The organism is Megamonas sp. Calf98-2, from assembly GCF_900110235.1.
In the GTDB taxonomy this organism is placed as follows: Bacteria; Bacillota; Negativicutes; order Selenomonadales; family Selenomonadaceae; genus Megamonas; species Megamonas funiformis.
Window position 1 is genome coordinate 1 of sequence record NZ_FOCY01000014.1, and the last position, 20,476, is coordinate 20,476.

At 32.1% G+C, this 20,476-nt stretch carries 20 protein-coding genes and 3 tRNA genes; 5 read left to right on the top strand and 18 right to left on the bottom strand.

Going from position 1 to position 20,476, the window contains the following annotated elements:
- The 3 genes from tnpA to BMX03_RS05445 form a co-directional block, all read right to left on the bottom strand.
- Positions 1-195: IS200/IS605 family transposase (gene tnpA, locus BMX03_RS05435; protein ID WP_255361421.1), on the bottom strand; the 195-nt coding region annotated here is incomplete at its 3' end.
- Positions 196-292: 97 nt separating this feature from the next.
- On the bottom strand, positions 293-556 hold the full coding sequence (locus BMX03_RS05440) for a hypothetical protein (RefSeq protein ID WP_075554702.1): 264 nt from the start codon (positions 554-556) through the stop codon (positions 293-295).
- On the bottom strand, positions 556-984 hold the full coding sequence (locus BMX03_RS05445; RefSeq protein ID WP_022228243.1) for a Panacea domain-containing protein: 429 nt from the start codon (positions 982-984) through the stop codon (positions 556-558). The genes BMX03_RS05440 and BMX03_RS05445 overlap by 1 nt, the downstream gene beginning before the upstream one ends.
- A 197-nt stretch (positions 985-1,181) precedes the next feature.
- On the opposite strand from BMX03_RS05445, the gene BMX03_RS11360 reads away from it, so the two are divergent.
- The 4 genes from BMX03_RS11360 (at position 1,182) to BMX03_RS05460 (ending at position 4,642) form a co-directional block, all read left to right on the top strand.
- Positions 1,182-1,775 (top strand): DUF2971 domain-containing protein, encoded by a 594-nt coding sequence (locus BMX03_RS11360; RefSeq protein WP_255361419.1) that lies wholly within the window; start codon positions 1,182-1,184, stop codon positions 1,773-1,775.
- The gene (locus BMX03_RS11365; RefSeq protein ID WP_255361420.1) at positions 1,772-2,152 is read left to right on the top strand and encodes a hypothetical protein; all 381 of its coding nucleotides are present in this window, start codon (positions 1,772-1,774) and stop codon (positions 2,150-2,152) included. The genes BMX03_RS11360 and BMX03_RS11365 overlap by 4 nt, the downstream gene beginning before the upstream one ends.
- A gap of 31 nt (positions 2,153-2,183) precedes the next feature.
- Complete coding sequence (locus tag BMX03_RS05455; RefSeq protein ID WP_091694266.1) at positions 2,184-2,684, top strand: O-acetyl-ADP-ribose deacetylase; 501 nt, start codon at positions 2,184-2,186, stop codon at positions 2,682-2,684.
- A gap of 290 nt (positions 2,685-2,974) precedes the next feature.
- A complete protein-coding gene (locus BMX03_RS05460; RefSeq protein WP_018999798.1) occupies positions 2,975-4,642 on the top strand; it encodes a SulP family inorganic anion transporter in 1,668 nt (555 codons plus the stop codon).
- Positions 4,643-4,749: 107 nt separating this feature from the next.
- Here BMX03_RS05460 and BMX03_RS05465 read toward each other — a convergent pair whose 3' ends face one another.
- The 13 genes from BMX03_RS05465 to BMX03_RS05525 all read right to left on the bottom strand — a co-directional run bounded on the left by BMX03_RS05465 (position 4,750) and on the right by BMX03_RS05525 (position 16,017).
- Positions 4,750-5,202 carry a GNAT family N-acetyltransferase gene (locus BMX03_RS05465; protein WP_091694269.1) on the bottom strand — a complete coding sequence of 151 codons (453 nt, stop codon included), beginning with the start codon at positions 5,200-5,202 and terminating at the stop codon, positions 4,750-4,752.
- A gap of 128 nt (positions 5,203-5,330) precedes the next feature.
- On the bottom strand, positions 5,331-6,515 hold the full coding sequence (locus tag BMX03_RS05470; protein ID WP_091694272.1) for a pyridoxal phosphate-dependent aminotransferase: 1,185 nt from the start codon (positions 6,513-6,515) through the stop codon (positions 5,331-5,333).
- A gap of 18 nt (positions 6,516-6,533) precedes the next feature.
- The gene (locus BMX03_RS05475) at positions 6,534-7,013 is read right to left on the bottom strand and encodes a siroheme decarboxylase subunit beta (RefSeq protein ID WP_091694274.1); all 480 of its coding nucleotides are present in this window, start codon (positions 7,011-7,013) and stop codon (positions 6,534-6,536) included.
- A 171-nt stretch (positions 7,014-7,184) separates the two neighbouring features.
- Positions 7,185-7,637: a siroheme decarboxylase subunit alpha gene (locus tag BMX03_RS05480; RefSeq protein ID WP_008537176.1), complete on the bottom strand. Its 453-nt coding sequence runs from the start codon at positions 7,635-7,637 to the stop codon at positions 7,185-7,187.
- Between the two features lie 145 nt (positions 7,638-7,782).
- Positions 7,783-8,451 carry a ribosome biogenesis GTP-binding protein YihA/YsxC gene (yihA, locus tag BMX03_RS05485; RefSeq protein WP_091694277.1) on the bottom strand — a complete coding sequence of 223 codons (669 nt, stop codon included), beginning with the start codon at positions 8,449-8,451 and terminating at the stop codon, positions 7,783-7,785.
- Positions 8,452-10,764: an endopeptidase La gene (gene lon, locus BMX03_RS05490; protein ID WP_091694279.1), complete on the bottom strand. Its 2,313-nt coding sequence runs from the start codon at positions 10,762-10,764 to the stop codon at positions 8,452-8,454.
- Positions 10,765-10,888: 124 nt separating this feature from the next.
- Positions 10,889-12,142 carry an ATP-dependent Clp protease ATP-binding subunit ClpX gene (clpX, locus tag BMX03_RS05495; RefSeq protein ID WP_091694282.1) on the bottom strand — a complete coding sequence of 418 codons (1,254 nt, stop codon included), beginning with the start codon at positions 12,140-12,142 and terminating at the stop codon, positions 10,889-10,891.
- A gap of 37 nt (positions 12,143-12,179) precedes the next feature.
- The gene (gene clpP, locus BMX03_RS05500) at positions 12,180-12,782 is read right to left on the bottom strand and encodes an ATP-dependent Clp endopeptidase proteolytic subunit ClpP (protein WP_075554708.1); all 603 of its coding nucleotides are present in this window, start codon (positions 12,780-12,782) and stop codon (positions 12,180-12,182) included.
- A gap of 41 nt (positions 12,783-12,823) precedes the next feature.
- Positions 12,824-14,116 carry a trigger factor gene (gene tig, locus BMX03_RS05505; protein ID WP_022228251.1) on the bottom strand — a complete coding sequence of 431 codons (1,293 nt, stop codon included), beginning with the start codon at positions 14,114-14,116 and terminating at the stop codon, positions 12,824-12,826.
- A gap of 181 nt (positions 14,117-14,297) precedes the next feature.
- Positions 14,298-14,372: transfer RNA gene (locus BMX03_RS05510), tRNA-Gly, on the bottom strand.
- 65 nt (positions 14,373-14,437) lie between these two features.
- On the bottom strand, positions 14,438-15,742 hold the full coding sequence (locus BMX03_RS05515) for an ArsB/NhaD family transporter (RefSeq protein WP_018999789.1): 1,305 nt from the start codon (positions 15,740-15,742) through the stop codon (positions 14,438-14,440).
- 119 nt (positions 15,743-15,861) lie between these two features.
- Positions 15,862-15,936 (bottom strand) — tRNA-Gly (locus BMX03_RS05520).
- 6 nt (positions 15,937-15,942) lie between these two features.
- A tRNA-Gly gene (locus BMX03_RS05525) sits at positions 15,943-16,017 on the bottom strand.
- A 193-nt stretch (positions 16,018-16,210) separates the two neighbouring features.
- On the opposite strand from BMX03_RS05525, the gene BMX03_RS05530 reads away from it, so the two are divergent.
- Positions 16,211-17,524 carry a hemolysin family protein gene (locus tag BMX03_RS05530; RefSeq protein ID WP_022228252.1) on the top strand — a complete coding sequence of 438 codons (1,314 nt, stop codon included), beginning with the start codon at positions 16,211-16,213 and terminating at the stop codon, positions 17,522-17,524.
- A 60-nt stretch (positions 17,525-17,584) separates the two neighbouring features.
- Here BMX03_RS05530 and BMX03_RS05535 read toward each other — a convergent pair whose 3' ends face one another.
- Complete coding sequence (locus BMX03_RS05535) at positions 17,585-19,513, bottom strand: alpha-amylase family protein (protein WP_022228253.1); 1,929 nt, start codon at positions 19,511-19,513, stop codon at positions 17,585-17,587.
- A 139-nt stretch (positions 19,514-19,652) separates the two neighbouring features.
- Positions 19,653-20,468 (bottom strand): MetQ/NlpA family ABC transporter substrate-binding protein, encoded by an 816-nt coding sequence (locus BMX03_RS05540; protein WP_015563075.1) that lies wholly within the window; start codon positions 20,466-20,468, stop codon positions 19,653-19,655.
- Positions 20,469-20,476: the final 8 nt, after the last annotated feature.

Below are 20,476 nucleotides of genomic sequence, written 5' to 3' on the forward strand. Positions count from 1 at the left end.
CAAATGAACATGGTCTGGCATTACTTTCATCTCGATTAAATCGACGTGAAGCTTCTGACAAATATTATTAATCAACTCCTTTAATCGTTCATCAACACCATTGTTCAACACTTTTCTACGATATTTAGGACAAAATACTACATGATATTTACAAGAATATACTATATTATTATTTGATTTATATTTCATAAAAATATTATATAACTATTAAAAATATAATACAATAAAAAACAATGATATCGAATCATTGTTTTTTAGCGAGCTTATATCCCCATAAATAAATTTAGGGGCTTTACGCTCGCATTTGGTAAAAAATTAATCCTAAGATATAAGATGTAAATACTTCTGTTTTATCATTGCTACTAATTTTTATTTCTACTAGTATACCAGCAATCATAGCATATGAATGACGATAATCTCCATTATAAACTTCTTCAAGCAATAAATTAATTCTTTGTTTTATGTCATTCTTAGATAATATATCTTGATTTAAATCTCTTATAAATTTAGATATTTTAAAATCATTACTACTATCACTGAAATTTCTTTGTTCCATTATTTGACATCACCTAGTATCAAATCAATTGGAATACATCTTCTATCCCCTTCACCATTTTTATATATTTTATCCCATGCACCATTTACTTTATGCGTATCATTCACTAAATCCCAAGAATCTTTACTCTTTAACTTATCTACTATTTTTTCAATATATTTTTTTATTTCATTAGGTAGATTAGATTCATATTTATTTAATATAGGTAATCCACCATATCCAGAATAAATATAATATACATTCGGTACAACTGGACCATATTTCCATGCACAAATATCATCAAAAAATAATGGTTTTCCATAATCTTTTAAATACTCTTGTTGAATAAAATATAATAATTTTTGTAATCTTAAATTTGTTATACGCATATTCATTTCACAAGAATAAGTTATTATATAATGTACAATATCTAAAGCACTATATTTCATAAAAATCCTCCTCTCTATGCAAAAATCATATTTATTGTATTGATATTATAACATTTTTTTCTATTATCTTAAAAGAATGCTACATTATAGTATAATTTTATTAATATATTTATTACTTAACAAAATTTTTCTCTATTGCAATTATAATTATTCACTATCATAATTATAATTAATAAGACTTCTACGAGGTAATAATTATGGACGGACAAAATATTTTTTATCATTATACATCAATCAATTCACTTTATAATATCATCATGAGTCGTGAGCTTTGGCTGACCAATCTAAAATCTTCTAACGATAAATCAGAGAGATATTATACTGTAAATCATATGCTCAAAGATATGGACGAAATTATAAATAATTCCACTGATGATAATTTCAAGCAATATCTATTATTATTGAAAAAAAGTTTTGAAACCCATATGCCTGACTTAAAAAATTATCTCAAAAAAAGTGATGGTTATTCGCTAAGTTTAACCGATAAAAAAGATAATCTCTCACATTGGGAAAGATATGCTTCTAGTTATAGTGGTGTTTGTATCGGTATCAACATGGATAAACTCAATGTAAACTTCAAAGATTATTCCCATTTTTCCATAACAGAACTAGAAAAAATTCTCTATAGTGATGCTGAAATCTTAGATAAATTATCCCATATCTGTGCTTGTTTTTACGATTTATTTGAAGAACAAATCCGCAATTATAATGACCCTTTTCAAAAATATATCGAACAATATGGCTTTATCGTTTTAGTCATTGCCTATAATAAAGTTATGAAAAAGTTATGAACTTTGCTAAAAATAATTATTTTGCTGATGAACATGAGTTTCGTCTGCTCTTTTATCCCAAAACTCTATCCATGAAAAAAGATTTTTTGAGCATGAGCCGTAATATTATCTTACCTGCCACGCTCAAGCCTTTGCATGATAAATTCCATTCATTATTGCGAATGTCTTCCATTGAACAAACTCATTTTTCTTTATTTAAAAATGAAATCCGCAGTTATCATAAATTATGTTTAGCCGATATTTGGGATAGTGAACTAATTCCTGAAATCACTCTCGGTGCTATGTGTAGACAAAATAAACAGGAATTAAGCCATTTTCTCAAAGCTAATGGCTTGAAAAAGACAAAGATAACTATTTCTAAAATTCCTATTAGATGATTTATAATTAAATTTTATAGAAGGTGTTAATATGATTTCTATTGATTTAGGTGATATTACTATTCTTGATTGTGATGCAATCGTCAACGCTGCGAATAAAACGCTTCTCGGCGGTGGTGGAGTCGACGGTGCTATTCATCGCCGTGCAGGTCGTGAGCTACTAGCAGAATGTCGCACTCTCGGTGGCTGTGAAACTGGCGAAGCTAAAATCACTAAGGGCTATAATTTAAAAGCAAAATATGTAATTCATACAGTAGGGCCAATTTGTTCTACTCAAAAAAATCAAGCTTCGCTACTTGCCAATTGCTATAAAAATTCTTTAGATTTAGCTTTAAAACACGATATTCACAGTATCGCTTTTCCTGCTATCTCCACTGGTGTATATCATTATCCACTAGAAGAAGCGACAAAAATTTCTATCTCTACAGTCAAAACATGGCTAGATATGCATAAAGATTATAAACTTGATATTATTTTCTCTTGTTTTGATGAAAAAACTTATAATATGTATCAACGATATCTTGAAGCTTAAAACTACATTTTCATATCATATTTTATTAAAATTTTGCTAGGAATTAGTATTTTGCTAATTTCTTTTTTATTTTTCACCTAAATTTTATTGCTAGTCTTAAAATCTAGTGATAAACTATTCTTTGTATTTTTTATTAGCTTTATCATATTTATGAAGTTTATGAAAAATTTATCACTTATATTTTATTTATAAAGGAGGTATTTTATCATCTAAGAAAAATTATAGCTATTACATATTTTTTAATCGTTTTTCACTTAACAATTTAATATTTAACTAAAGGAGAATTACTGTTGATTGCATTAAAAGAAGCTTATAACGCTGGTTTATTCAAATCTGAACATTTAGGAAAAAATATCTCCGCAGGTATCGTAGTCGGTATCGTGGCTATGCCTCTTGCTATGGCATTTGCTATCGCTAGTGGCGTATCTCCTGCACAAGGTATTTATACTGCTATTATTTCCGCATTTTTCGTTTCTATCTTTGGTGGCTCTCGTGTGCAAATTGCAGGCCCTACAGGTGCATTTATCGTTTTACTCAGTGGCATTTTGATGCAATATGGTCTAGCAGGTCTACAAATCGCCACTATCATGGCTGGTATTATTTTAGTTTTGATGTCTATCGCCAAACTCGGTGATGTCATTCGCTTTATTCCTGCTCCTGTTATCGTTGGCTTTACTGCTGGTATCGGTGTTACTATTTGGGTTGGTCAATGGCAATCCTTCTTTGGTTTCCCGCCAATCGCTCACGCTGAGATGTTCCATGAAAAGCTTTATTTGATGATTTTATCTTTACCACAAAGTCATATGCCTACACTTATGATTAGTTTAATCAGCCTTGCTATTATCCTAATCATGCCCAAAATTCCTATTGCTAAAAAACTTCCAGCACCACTTTGGGCAATGATTGTCGCTACTTGTATCCAATCTTATTACCAATTCCCTGGAGTTGCTACTATCGGCACTGCTTTTGGTGGTATTCCTCAAGGCTTACCAAGTCTTACACTTCCTGAAATATCTATCTCTGATGTATTTGCTTTGATTGGCCCAGCTTTTACTATTGCCATGCTCGGTGCTATTGAATCATTATTATCTGCCGTTGTTGCTGATGGTATGACAGGTCATCAACACAATTCTAACCAAGAATTATTCGGTCAAGGTCTTGCTAATATCGTTTGTCCTCTCTTTGGTGGTATCGCTGCTACTGGTGCTATCGCTCGTACTGCTACAAATATTCGTCAAGGTGGTACAAGTCCACTTGCAGGCTTAGTTCACTGCGTATTTTTAGTATTAGTATTATTCTTCTTAGCTCCACTTGCTGCTAATATTCCACTTGCTTCTATGGCTGCGATTTTATTTGTTGTATCCTACAATATGAGTGATGTACCGAATTTTATTCGCCTTATCCGTGTTGCACCTCGTGCAGACTCCCTTATTTTGCTCATCACATTCTTTTTGACTATCTTCACTGATTTAGTGGTTGCTGTAAACGTTGGTGTTGTACTTGCCATTTTACAATTCATGCGTAAAATGGTATTCTCTGTTGATGTCCATGCTATTCATCATACAGAAATTGAACCACAGTTCCAAAAAGAATTAGAACATCACCCTGAAATGCTCGTTTATACTATCGAAGGACCACTCTTTTTCGGTGCTGTAAGTGCCTTTGAACGTTCCCTTGCTCATATCGATAAAGATCCAAAATCTTTGATTTTACGCTTTGAAAGCGTGCCATTCGTAGATTTAAGTGGTCTTAAAATGCTCAATGAAATCGTTAAACATCTTCAAAAACGTGGCATTGAAGTATATCTTTGTGAAGCTAATCCACAAGTTCGCCGTCATATGTATCGTGCTGGATTATTCCGCACATTAGGCAGAAAACACCTCTGGCGTAAATTCTCTACAGCTCTTGAAAAATGTGAAGCTGATTTAGCTGAAAAAAATAAACACAAAGAAAAATAATATAAAAAAGCAGATTTTAACCCATTATTTTAATAATAAAGTTAAAATCTGCTTTTTTAATGTAAATCTACACCGCCCTTTACATTAGATAATGCTTCTTCTTTTATTTACGTTACCATTTTATCTGGAATAGTTGTCATGTTTTTCAAATTATAATTAGTAACACATAAAAATCCGAATTTTTGATAATACTCTGGATTACCTACTAAAAAAGCTGTATCATATCCTAACTCTTTTGCTTTCATTAAACCATAATTCATTAATTTACTGCCAATTCCCTGATTTCTATAAGCTAAATCTACACATAAAGGAGCTATTAATAAAGCTTTTAATTTTCCTTTTTCTAAATCTACAGCTTGCTTCGTAAACATAATATGCCCAATTAATTTTCCCTGCTCTTCTGCTACAAATTCTAAACTTGGTATATAAGATACTCTTTTTCTCAACTCTAATACAAAATCTTGCTCATTACCATCACTTACCTGAGCTGTTTTAAAAGATTCTTTTACTAAATTATAAATATCTTTAAAATCACTTTTATTTACTACTCTAATTTTCATAAATTACCTCTATACACAATTATTTATTAATTTTTTTACAAATTCTATAACACTTTTAAAATACATAAAATAAAAAAGGATATTGTTGATAATTCCATATCTTATCAACAATATCCTTTTATCTACTTTTATTTTTTATATTCTTCGGCTAACTTTTTAAATAAAGGCAAAGATTTTTCAATTGTTTCTGTCTTTATGCAATAAGAAGCTCTGAAATGTCCTGGACAACCAAAGTCGCTACCTGGAACTAATAATAAATCATATTTTTGAGCGCGTTTACAGAAAGCATAATCATCTGGTTCTAAAGATTGAGGGAAAAGATAAAATGCTCCCTGTGGTTTTACGCATTTAAAACCAGCTTCGATAAGTCCATTGTAGAGTAATTTACCATTTTTTTCATAAGTGGACATATCGGACTCTTTACCTGCACAACGAGCAATTACTAATTGGAATAAAGATGGAGCATTTACGTGAGTCAATACTCTAGCAGCTCCAGCAATAGCGCCATAAACTTTGCCAAAGTCAGCTACTTCATCTGGTACTACGATATAACCGATACGTTCACCAGGAAGTGAGAAAGATTTACTATAAGAATAGCAAACAATAGTATTATCATAGTATTTTGGCAAATATGGTACATCTACACCATAAGCAATTTCACGATAAGGTTCATCAGAAATCAAGAAAATTGGGTGATTATATTCTTTTGATTTTGCAGTCAAAACTTCTGCTAATTTTTTAATAGTTTCTTCACTATATACAACACCGCTAGGATTATTAGGTGAATTTACAATAATTGCTTTTGTTTTTGCAGTTATCATTTCTTCAAACTTATCAAATTGAATTTGAAAATCATCTATTTTGGCAGGAACTACTTTTAAACTAGCTCCTGTGGATTCTACAAAGCATTTATATTCAGGAAAATATGGAGCAAATGTGATGAATTCATCGCCTGCTTCACTTAACGCTTTAAAAGTAATTGTAATCGCACCAGCAGCACCGCCAGTAATAAATAAATTTTTACCAGCGAAATTAGTACCAAAACGGCGATTAATATCTTTAGCTAAAACTTCTCTAACTTCTGGATTACCCGGAGCTACAGTATAACCATGTACAGCACATGGATCCATTTCATTTAAAATATCGATAATAGCCTGTTTTACAAAATCAGGAGCAGGAACATTTGGATTACCTATACTAAAATCATAGATATTTTCTTCTCCTACTTCTAACGCACGTTTGCGACCATATTCAAAAATAGTACGAATAGTAGATTTCTTTGTACCTAATTCATACATTTTTTCTGAAACCATTAAATCACCTTCCAAAAATTATTCATCTTCAGCTTCATCAAAATATCGCATACTTGTTTTTTTCCATTCCTTCACAGAATAAAGCATAGTATATTGCTGAAGATTATTTTCTTTGGCCAATTTTTCTGCAATGACTTCACATTCTTGACGTGTATGAGCATGTATCATTGTATAAATATTATATGACCAATCTGGGGTAGTATTTCTATCATAACAATGAGAAATAGATGGACATTGAGCTAATTTTTGTGCTATCTCATCTAATTTATCCACTGGCACTACCCATGCACAAAGAGCATTTGCACGAAATCCTGCTTCTACATGACGAAGTACAGCACCCATTTTACGAATTTTACCCTCTTCTTTATAAATTCGCAAACGATTTAATAATTCCTGCTCAGATATATTAAGTTTTTTTGCAAATTCTTTATAAGGTTCTTTTACAAGTGGAAATTCATCTTGCATAATTCTAATAATTTGTTTATCTAATAAATCCATTATTCTGCCTTTCTTCAACAAAATCAAGTATTACAGCGTTTTTTCTATATATTTTTACTTTATACAAAAAAATTTATATGAGTTCAAATACAGTAAAAAATTTTTCTAAGTCATTAAATATATTTGTAACTTTGTTATTCTATCTATAAGCATAAATATACTAAAAATAAATCATTTTAATTTAAATTGTACATTTATCTTATATTTTTTATTAGATACTAAATTCATCAATTTTTCTACACCTTCTTGAGCTTTGATTTCATCTAATATCTGTTTTCTCTTTTCCTCGCTATGTGTAAGCAATGTAAACCATAAATTATACTCGCCTTCACGTTCGTAATTATGTGTAGCCCCTGGATAGCGATTTATAAATTCAGCCACTTGTTGCATATAGCCTTCTTTTACTTTTAAAGCCACAAGAGTTCCTTTATACTCTAATTTTCCCGAATCAAAAAATGGACCTATACGGCGAATATAACCATGTTCTTTTAAATAACGCAAACGCTCTATTACATGGTCTTCAGTTGTCTCTAAAATCTTAGCCAATTCCAAAAATGGACGTTCACTGATTGGCAAGTTTCTTTGAATAATATTTAATAATGATTTATCAAAATTTGTAAGCATAATAATAATCCTCGTTTATCAAAATATCTGGTTTTTATTGTAACAAACTATAGATTATACAGTCAAGTAAATATGAATATCATTCATTTTTAAAATCTAAATTAAACAAAAAGTGCCTCTAACATATGTTAAAGGCACTTAATTATTAATCAACTAACATTTCATAAATTACATTTAAAAGCTCTGCTCTTCCCTGTTTTTTCGGTGAAGAATAAGGTAAAATATCTATTTCTTTCACACCTAAGGATTTGCGAATTTGAGCTATTTGTTTATGCACTGCTCCACGGCTTATTTTATCAGCTTTAGTTGCGATAATAAGCACAGGAATATTATTTTTTATGAGCCAATCAAACATTTCTTTATCTGATTTCATAGGCTCATGACGAATATCTATAAGCTGGCAAACGAATTGAAGATGCTCTGAATGTAAAAAGTATTCTTCGATAAATTTTGCCCATTGCTTACGATTAGTTTGAGCTGTTTTTGCATAGCCATATCCTGGTAAATCGACTAAATGAAATAATTTATCCTCACCAGTTTCATTAAATCTAGCAGTTAATTCATAAAAATTAATTGTCTGCGTTTTGCCTGGCTGACCGCTGACACGTGCTAAATTATGCACACGTGTCAAAGAATTAATCAAAGAAGATTTACCCACATTAGAACGACCGATAAAAGCTATTTCTTTTAAGCGTTCTTCTGGATATTGCGCTTTTTTTACAGCTGACGCAATATATTTAGCTCGGATAATATTTATTTTATCTTGAACTTTTATTTTATTTGCATTATTGTCTTGTATATCTGTCTGTGTCATTTAATCCACCAACGCTACTTTTAAAACTTCATCTATAGTCTCTACAGGAATAAATTTCATCTTAGCTTTTACTTCTGGTGCAATTTCGTCTAAATCTCTTTCATTAGCTTTTGGCATGATTACAGTATAGATACCTTCACGATAAGCCGCCAAAGATTTTTCTTTCAATCCACCAATAGGTAATACTTTGCCACGAAGAGTGATTTCTCCTGTCATAGCCACATCAGCTCTTACTTTCTTACCTGTAAGTGCTGATACTATAGCTGTAGTCATAGTGATACCAGCAGATGGACCATCTTTTGGTACTGCACCCTCTGGAAAATGTACATGAATGTCATTTTCTTCATAGAATTTTTCATCTATTTTTAATTTCTCAGAACGAGCGCGAATACATGTAAGTGCTGCTCTACCAGACTCTTTCATTACATCACCGAGTTGACCTGTGAGTAATAAATTTCCTTTTCCTTTTAAAACAGCTACTTCAACTGGCAAGATAACGCCACCAACTTCAGTCCATGCAAGACCAGTGCAAAGACCTACTTGGTTTTCTTTTTCAGCTTTAGTTTCTGTGTATTTTGCTTTACCTAAGAAATCAGTTATATTCTTCTTAGTGATGCGTACAGATTTTTTCTTTTCTGTAACTATTTTATAAGCAGCTTTGCGACAAGCTTTAGATAATTGACGTTCTAATTCACGTACACCAGCTTCACGAGTATAATCTTCGATGATTTTGCTGATTACTTCATCAGACATATTCACTTGAGATTTCTTAAGACCATTTGCTTTTTTTACTTTATCAAGTAAATGTTCTTTTGCTATATGCATTTTTTCTACTTCAGTATAGCTTGGAAGCATGATGATTTCCATACGGTCGCGAAGAGGACGAGGAATATTACCTAAATCATTTGCTGTAATTATCCACATTACTTTAGATAAATCAAATGCAAGCCCAATATAGTGGTCAGAGAATGTGCTATTTTGTTCTGGGTCTAATACTTCTAAAAGAGCAGACACAGGGTCGCCACGATAATCTGACGCCATTTTATCCACTTCATCTAATAAGAATAATGGGTCTTTGCTACCTACATTCTTTATACCTTCAATGATACGACCAGGCATAGCACCTACATAAGTACGACGATGACCTCTGATTTCAGCTTCATCACGCACACCACCTAAAGATGCTCTGACAAATTTACGTTTCAAAGCTTGTGCTATAGATGTTGCAATAGAAGTTTTACCAACACCAGGAGGGCCTACTAAACATACGATAGGCGCCTTTATATCTGGTGATAAAGCTTTTATAGATAAATATTCAATAATACGTTCTTTTACTTTTGTAAGTCCATAATGATGTTTATCTAAAGTTTTTTGTGCTTCTTTTACATCTATAGTTTCTTGATTTTCTATATCCCATGGTAAATCAAGTACCCATTCAATATAATTTTGAATTACTCCCATTTCTGGAGAAGCTGGATTTGTACGTTCTAAACGTTTTAATTCTTTTTCCAACGCTTCTGTTACATACTCTGGATAAGTATGTTCTTTCATTTTTTGACGATATTCTTCAATAGCTTCTGCTATTTCATCATCTTCGCCCAATTCTTTATTAATAGCTTTTATCTGTTCACGCAAATAATATTCTTTTTGAATTTTATTCATTTGCTTGTTCACATCAAAAACTATTTTATTTTCAAGCTCTATAATTTCTACTTCTTGTAATAACAATTTATATAGAGCTTCTAATCTGCTTTTTAAATCAACGATACCCAAAATTTCTTGTTTATCTTGATATTTGCAATTTAAATGATTAGTAACTACATTGCATAAAATTCCGCCATCGTCCATAGCTACATTAACTGCAATCATGACTTCAGGTGGTATTTTATGACTGAGTTTTACCCAATCTTCAAATTTAGAAATACATGCTCTTATAAGTGCCTGAATTTCTTTAGTATCTGTTTTATCTTCTTCAATTTCTTCGACATCTACTTCAATGAATAGACCATCATCGCGAAAATCTAAAATACGAGCGCGATACAATCCTTCTATCTGCGCACGCATAATCCCATTATTGAGTTTAGTTACGTGCTGTACTTGACATACTGTACCAATCTCATATACATCTTCACGTTTTGGGTCTTCTACTTCGACATCTTTTTGCGCACTAAGCATAATCTGTCTGCCATGTGCCAAACATTCTTCTAGAGCCGCAACAGATTTATCACGACCTATATCAATATGTGCTCCATTATTTGGAAATAACACCATTCCTCTTAATGGTAAAAAGCTCAATGTACTTTTTTTCCCCACGAAAGAAATCCTCCTATGAGTATAAAATATTTATTATAAAAAAGAGTTGCTGCGGTTTTATTTAGCCTGGCAACAACTCTTTATTAATGGCATATTAATATCCTGTTACTTTGCTAAAAATAAGTTATTTTTTTACAGCTTTTTTATCAGCATAAGTGATTACAGGAGTTTTTTTCTTTTCAATAATCTCTTTAGTTATTTCACAAGAAACAGCACCCATTTTGGAAGGTATCTCAAACATTGCATCACGCATAATACGTTCAATAATTGAGCGAAGTCCCCTAGCACCTGTCTTACGCTCCAAAGCTTCTTTGGCTATCAAATGTAAAGCTTCTTCATCGAAATGAAGTTTTACACCGTCCATTTCCAAAAGTTTGCCATATTGTTTTACTAAAGCATTCTTTGGTTTTACCAAAATATCCACTAGTGCATCTTCTGTCAAAGACTCTAAAGTAACTACTACAGGAACACGCCCTATAAATTCTGGAATTAAACCACATTTTAATAAATCTTCAGGTAAAACATTTTTCAAAATTTCACCTGTAGTTTGTTTGCGTTTACTTTTTATATCTGCACCAAAACCAAGACTTTTTTTGCCTAAACGTGCATCTATTATTTTTTCAATACCATCAAAAGCACCACCACAAATAAATAATATATTTGTAGTATCGATTTGTAACATACCTTCTTGATGAGGATGCTTTCTTCCACCTTGTGGTGGAACGCTAGCAATTGTACCTTCTAGGATTTTTAAAAGTGCCTGTTGCACTCCCTCACCAGAAACATCTCTTGTTATTGAAGGGTTCTCGGATTTACGAGCAATTTTATCAATTTCATCTATATAGATGATACCTTTTTGAGCTTGTTCAATATCATTATCAGCAGCTTGAATTAGTTTTAGTAGAATATTTTCTACGTCTTCACCAACATAGCCTGCTTCTGTAAGTGATGTTGCATCGGCTATAGCAAAAGGAACATTCAATATTTTAGCCAAGGTCTGTGCAAGTAAAGTCTTTCCACTACCAGTTGGTCCTAACATCAAAATATTAGATTTTTGTAATTCAACATCATCCTGCTTTGTAACTCTGTTTATACGTTTATAATGGTTATATACAGCTACAGAAAGAGATTTTTTTGCCTCATCTTGTCCTATTACATATTGATTTAATACATCATATATTTCTCTAGGTTTTGGCAACTCTCTAAGTTCAACAGGCTCATTATCATTAACTTCTTCTTCTACAATCTCATCGCAAAGCTTAACACATTCATCGCAGATATAGACTCCTGGTCCAGCCACGAGTTTTCGTACTTGTTCCTGAGTTTTTCCACAGAATGAACATTTCATTTTGCCTTTATTACCCTCACCGAAATTCAACAACATTCACCTCTTATCTACAGCTAATCATGATTGACTATTTATCACTTTTTTCTTCTTGTGGACGAATAATAACTTCATCTATTAAACCATATTTCTTAGCTTCTAACGCTGACATAAAATTGTCACGTTCTGTATCTTCTGTAAGTTTTTTTACAGACTGACCAGTATGGCAACTTAAGATTTCATTTAAAGTTTCACGAATACGCAAAATTTCACGAGCCTGAATTTGAATATCTGTTGATTGTCCCTGAGCTCCGCCAAGTGGTTGATGTATCATAATACGAGAATATGGAAGTGCATATCTTTTGCCTTTTGCACCAGCAGCTAAAAGCACAGAGCCCATGCTAGCAGCTTGTCCAATACATATAGTTGATACATCTGGCTTAATATATTGCATAGTATCATAAATAGCTAGCCCGGCAGTAACAACACCGCCGGGACTATTAATATAAAGGTGAATATCTTTATCCGGGTCTTCAGATTCTAAGAATAGAAGTTGGGCTATTACCACGTTAGCTACATTATCATCAATAGGACCACCTAAAAAAATTATACGGTCTTTTAAAAGACGAGAATAAATATCATAGGCACGTTCTCCACGTCCTGACTGTTCAACTACCATAGGTATATAGTTCATATCATTCACCCCGGTCAAAAATATTATATTTAATTTTTTAATTAAGCTTCTACAGCACTGTCAATGATGAAGTTAGCAGCTTTTTTGTGAAGTACAGTAGCTACTAAGTTACCAATGCTGTGGTTCTTTTTAATGATTTTGCTTACTTCTTGTGGAGTTGTACCATAAGTTGCAGCAAGTAAAGCGATTTCAGCGTTGATATCAGCGTTTTCAACTTTGATATCTTCAGCTTTTGCAACAGCATCTAACATGAGGTCAGTTTTTACTGCGATTGCAGCACTTTCTTTGTACTGTTCACGAAGTTTTGCCATATCCATGTTAGCATATTTTAAGTAAGCATCAAGGTTCATACCTTGGTTTTCAAGATTTACGGAAAGTTCCTGAATCATGTTGCTTACACGGTTTTCAACCATAACTTCTGGAATATCTACAGTGATATTGTCAGTAGCCTGTTTTAAGATTTCGTTACGGCGTTTAGTATCTGCTTCACGCTGTGCATTTTTTTCAATGTTTTCACGAAGTTTTGCTTTCATGTCTTCGATGGATTCATAAGAAGTAGATGCTTTTACGAATTCATCAGTGAGTTCAGGCATTTCTTTATGTTTAATGCTGTTAATTTTGCAATGGAATACAGCAGCTTTACCAGCTAAATCTTTAGCATGATATTCTTCTGGGAATGTTACATTAACATCTTTTTCTTCGCCAACTTTAAGACCAACGAGTTGATCTTCAAAAGTATCAATGAAAGAATGAGAACCGATTTGAAGTGGGTAATCTTTACCTTCGCCGCCAGCAAATGCTACACCGTCAACTTCACCTTTGAAATCTAAAGTGATGAAATCATCGTTTGCAACAGTTGCGCCTTCTTCAGCGTCAACCATTTTTGCATGGTGATTTAAGATATTTTTTACTTGTTCTTCAACTTGTTCGTCTTTTACTTCAACAGCGTCTTTAGCAACTTTTAATCCTTTGTATTCGCCAAGAGTAACTTCTGGAACAGGAGTAATAGTAGCTTTGAATACTACGTTTTTACCTTCTTCTAAAGTTACGATGTCAACCTGTGGACGGTCTACTGGATCTAAGTTTTCTTGTTTTAAAGCTTCATCAAAAGCTTTCTGTGCAACACGATCAAAAGCTTCATCTAAGATAGCTTCTTTACCGATGTTCATTTCAAGAATACGGCGAGGAGCTTTACCTTTTCTGAAACCAGGAATGTTTACACGATTTGCAAGGGATTTGCAAGCAGCTTTAATACCTTTATCAAGTTCTTCAGCTGGTACTTCAATTGTAAGTACTACCTTATGATTTTCAATCTTTTCTGTAGTAACGTTCATTGTAAAAAAAAACCTCCTGTTTAACTAGTAAACCAAAATTCTTATTGTATATGTTACTGTCATTCACCTTAATAGTCACAGTACACCTACTATACTAAATGAATGATATCACAATACTTTCATAAAAACAAGTCTAAGTACAAAAATACCCCAGTCTTATTGACTGGGGACCAATTTCTTATGGAGCGGAAAACGAGGCTCGAACTCGCGACCCTCACCTTGGCAAGGTGATGCTCTACCACTGAGCTACTTCCGCACTTGTCTTAACAACATAAACTATTATAAATGATAAAAAACAAAAAGTCAACACTTTTCATACTTTTAATTTATAAATTCAAACCAAATAATGCTTATAATGGATAATAATATCGTTAATGGAAAACCTATCTTTAAATATTGATTAGAAGTTACTTTTATCCCCTGCTTTTTGGCAATTTCAATAACAATCAAATTCGCAATAGAGCCAAAAACTGTCAAATTGCCTGCAATTGTGGATAATAAAGCTAAAGCCTGCCATAAGATTTGTTCATCTACAGGAATGTAATATCTTAAAAGTAATACTGCTGGTACATTACTTACTATATTAGAAAGCACTATTGCCATCACTGAAAACAGCGGTATTTCTTTCATATATTCTGGTGGTAAAAAACTATTTATTAAATCAAGTAAACCACTTTTTTCTACGCCAGCAATGATGATAAATAAGCCAATGAACATAATTAATAAGTTAAAATCTATATCTTCATAAACACGTTCTGGTTTTATACGGGCATTAATCAATAAAAATGCTGCCCCAAAACTTGCTGTCAATGATAAATCAAAACCAACTAAATAAAAAATAATAACAAGTGCTAATACAATTATTGTTTTACTCAATAAATATTTATGAATGATACTATTGTTATCGCTCTTATATTCAAAGCTCACCGACAAATCATTTTTATATTTAAATGATATTGCTAAATAAAGCATGATTAAACCTAAAAAAGATATCGGAGCTGCTGATAAAAAATATTCTCCAGCAGGAACTTGAGATAAACTACCTATTAATACATTTTGGGGATTACCAATAAATGTACAAGCACTACCAATATTTGAAGCCATTGCTACTGCGAGCAAATAAGGAATAGGATTTACCTTTACTTTCAAACATATCATGATAACTACAGGTGTGAATAATAAACAAACTATATCATTAATTACAATAGAAGATAAAATTCCTGACATAAAAATTACTGCTAATAATAAAGTTTTTCCTGTATGAATATGAGTGAATACTACTTTGCCTATATATGTAAAAAATCCTGCTAATTTTAAATTGCTCACAACTACCATCAATGAAAATAATACCACAATAGTTTTAGCATCAATTGCTTGAACGGCTTCTTCAAGGGACAAAATACCAAAAGCTGTCATTAACGACGCACCAATAATGGACATACCTGCTCTATCTACCCTAAATACTGGGCTTTTGCCTAAGGTAAATACAATCAAAGTAGCTAATAATATAAGTCCTGCCACTAATTCTTGAGCATCATGCATATTGCTCAATCCACCTATGGTGAATATTACTAATACCATGACCAAAATAAATCCTACAATAAATTCTTGCATAAATGGTTTCATTTTATCACCTACTTAAATTAATAATTAACAATTTATTTTAACAAAAATAATAAGCTGTATATTATTTATTTATCATTATAACAAAAAAACCCAGTATTGCTACTGGGATATTTATTAAATGGAGCGGAAAACGAGGCTCGAACTCGCGACCCTCACCTTGGCAAGGTGATGCTCTACCACTGAGCTACTTCCGCATGATATGGAGCGGGAAACGAGGCTCGAACTCGCGACCCTCACCTTGGCAAGGTGATGCTCTACCACTGAGCTACTCCCGCATTGTCTTGTTGCTTTAGTAAGTGTATCAGCAACGTTGATTATTATATATTAACTTATATTAGATTGTCAACACTTTTTTTGAAAAATTTTTGTAAGTTTTTTATAATCTTTGTAAAAATTATTGGTAAAATGGCATTTATCAGTTATAAGTGGTATAATATAGTATATTTTTAGATAAGGAAGTGTTGATATTTGGATATTCCCGAGACGGATTTATTTATTGGATTAATTTTTATATTAATTTTAATAAATGCTTTATTTATTCTCACTGAAGTGGCTATTGCTGATTCTCATAAAAATCAATTAGAAAAAATGCTTGATGAAGGTAAAAAGAAAGCTTCTGAAGCCTTAAAAATAATTGATAAACCTACTACTTATTTAATTGCTGTGCAAATAGGTAATGTTTCTTGCAATATTTTAATAGGTTTATTGACTGGCATTTCACTTGCACCATTTTTCATTCATGCTTTACAAGCGATTTTTCCTGATTGCGATAATTATATAGAGCCTATTTCTCTAATCATCAGTACTTTTATCATCATATTATTATGTTCTATTTTAAGTACAACCCTACCTCGCAATATAGCCCTTACAAAACCTGAGTATTATTTACTAACTCTACTTACACCATTAAAAATATGGAAAAAACTTTTGTCTCCATTTATTAGTCTATTTACTTCTATAGCTAATACTTTATTATTGATTTTTGGCATCAATCCTCAAAATAATGATAGTGTTACTGAAGATGAAGTAAAAGACTTAATCGAAAAAGGTACAGAAGATGGTACTTTTGAAAAAGCTGAACAAGATATTGTTGACCGTATTTTCCATATGAGTGACCAAACAGCTTATTCTTTAATGACACCACGTACACAAATGATGTGGATTGACCTTGAAGATAGCTTAGAGGTAAATTTAAAATTTATTCAAGAACATAATCAAAATGTTTTTCTTGTAGGTAAAGATAATCTTGATGAATTTGTAGGGATTGTTTATGCTAAAGATATTTTAAATGAATTATTAGCTAATAAACCGCTTGATTTAGAAAAACTCATGCATAAGCCAATGTTTGTGCCTCGTGCAATGGAAAGCTTTCGTGTTCTTGAGAAATTCCGTGAAAGTGAAATAAATGAAGCTGTAGTACTTGACGAATACGGCGGTGTTGTAGGTTTTATCACTATCTTTGACATCATCAATGAAGTCTTAGGTGATATAACTGGTAAACCCGTTGCTAATTCCCCTCAAATCATTCAACGAGATGAACATTCTTGGTATATTGATGGACTTTTTGATATTGACGATTTCAAAGAAAAATTCGATATCGAAGTATTGCCAAATGAAGACAGTGGACATTTCCAAACTATGGGTGGCTTTATTACTTCCTATTTTGGTTATATTCCTAAAGTCGGTGAAAAAATCATCTGGCATAAATTCCGTTTTGAAATCATCAGTATGGATAAAGCCCGCATTGACCGCATCTTAGTTACACAGATAAATAAAAAATAATAAAAAGGCGTTAACCTAAAATTTAGAGTTAACGCCTTTTTTATTTATGATGGTTTTATATTATGCTTTTTTACTTCTCCAGAGCCATAAAATACCATGTCCTGGTAATTTTAATCCTGATGCTTTGAAGTCTTTCTGTTTTGTCAATAATTCTTTATATAAGCCATCTTGTTCGTCAATCCATGCCATTTCTTCATATTCACTGAAATTATAAATACCAATGAATTTTTCATTTTCTGTTTCACGAACTAAAGCCACTGTGGATTTATTCCATGTATTTAAAGTATAGATATTGGCATCAGTGGAGAATACATCATATTGTAAACGTATTTTTTCCATTTTGCTAATACCTTGATATACTTTCGCCTGAATAGCATTATCTATTTTACGACGACCAGCTTTACGCCAGTTAAATGCTCCACGATGAATATAACGAGAATCAGCTTGTTTATATTTATCGTTTTTATATTCCCAATCATTATATTGAGCTATTTCATCACCGCTATAAATAACAGGTATGCCAGATAAGCTCAATAAGAAGCCATGCAACATTAAGTCTAAATCAATAGCTGACTGAATACCATCTTTATCTTTTTGTTTATCATAATATTCTATACCACATAAAGAAGCTGTAGTACCGCAAAGACGAGCATCACCTAATGATTCATCATCATTATATAATTCACCACAACTGAAAGAATTTGGATATTTTCCAGTGAAGAAGTCATTTAAATATTTTTTATGTGCAACTTCTTCTATTCCCTGATATCTCAAGAAACCATAATCTAAGCCCCAACCGATATCATCATGACAACGTAAATAATTCTGGAAAATATATTGTTTTGGTAAAGAAGCTAAAATATCAAGTTGATGTTTTAATAAGCTTACATCTCTAGTAGCTACTGTATGCCATGTTGTTGCCATAGTAGTTACATTATAGAGCATATGACATTCTGGTTTTTCAATTGTACCAAAGTATGGAACTACCTTTTCAGGTGCCATTACTACTTCACCCAATAATAATACAGATGGGCAAACAATTTCTGTAATCATACGCATCATACGTACTAAAGTATGAACCTGCGGTAAATTACGGCAATTTGTACCTAATTGTTTCCAAATATATGGCACAGCATCTAAACGAATGATATCTACGCCTTGATTTGCTAAATATAACATATTATATACCATTTCATTGAAAACTATAGGATTGCGATAATCTAAATCCCATTGATATGGATAGAAAGTAGTCATTACAAATTTATGAATATCTTCTAAATAAGTGAAATTGCCTGGTGCTGTTGTAGGGAATACCTGTGGGCATTTTTCTTCAAATAATCTTGGCATATCATAATTATCAAAGAAGAAATATCTATCTTGATATTCTTGTTCACCAGCTCTTGCTTTTTTTGCCCATTCATGTTGATTAGAAGTATGGTTCATTACAAAGTCTAAGCAAATACTTATTTTATTGCGATGACATTTTTTAGCTAATTTACGCAAATCTTCCATAGTTCCTAATTCTTCTTGAACATTGCGGAAATCTGCTACAGCATAACCGCCATCACCTTCATCTTTTGGAGATGTCAACAAAGGCATTAAATGGATATAATTTACATTGCTTTCTTGTAAATAAGGTATTCTTTTTTCAAAGCCTTTTAAAGTGCCAGAGAAATTATTTACATACATCATCATGCCGATGAAGTCATTGCCTTTATACCAATTAGTATTTTTTTCACGTGCAATATCTAATTCCTTTAAATAAGCTTCCCTTTGCTCATAGAAGTCTTTTAAGTTTTTAATTAAATCATCAAAATAATTTAAAGGATTTGGTTGTTGCTGATACAATTCACAATAAAGCCATTTTAATTCATCATAATGTTTATGTAATCTAGCTTCAAACATATCTTCTTTTTTCACTACTGATACTTTTACAGCTTTTTTTACATCTTTATTTACAGCATTCTTTTTATTTTTCTTGCTCTTCATATATAAATCCCTCCATTGACATTTAAAAGAAAAATATCATATTTATTATTTAGATATTTATAATTTTTATTCCTGCTAAAAAAAAGAAGATATCCACAATAATTTATTATCTATTGTAGATATCTTCATTCTTTTAAACTTATTCAAAAGCAGGAACTACTGCACCTTTATATTTTTCTTCAATGAATTTTTTAACTGCTTCAGATTTTAAAGCTTTCATTAATTTTTGGATAGCAGGTTTTTCCTGATCTCCTTCTCTAACAGCTACAATATTTACATATGGAGATGTACTATCTTCGATAATCAAAGCATCGCTAGCTGGTACAAAGCCTGCTTGCATTGCATAGTTTGTATTAATTACCGCAGCATCTACATCATCTAAAACACGTGGAAGCTGAGCTGCTTCAACTTCTTGGAATTGAATATTTTTGGGATTAGCTACAACATCTTGTACAGTTGCTTTGATATCGTTATTATCTTTTAAAGTAATAATACCAGCTTTTGCCATTAAAATTAAAGCACGACCACCATTTGTAGGGTCATTAGGAATAGCTACTAAAGCGCCATCTTTTAATTCATCAAGAGCTTTTACTTTTTTAGAATAAATTCCCATAGGTTCGATATGAACACCGCCAGCACTTACAAGTTTTACACTATGTTCTGCTGCGAATTCATCTAAATAAGGTTGATGTTGGAAAAAGTTTGCATCTAATTCACCATCATTTAAAGCTAAGTTTGGCTGTACATAATCATTGAATTCAATAATCTGTAAGTCAACACCTTCTTTTGCTAACTCTGGTTTAATCTGTTCTAAGATTTCTGCATGAGGAACAGCTGTCGCCCCTACTTTTAGCACAGTTTTTTCACTAGATGCAGTATCTGTACTAGAACCACAACCAGCTAAAGCCACTACTGCAAAAAGTGCAGTAGCAATTACTGATAGCAATTTTTTCATCAAAATTC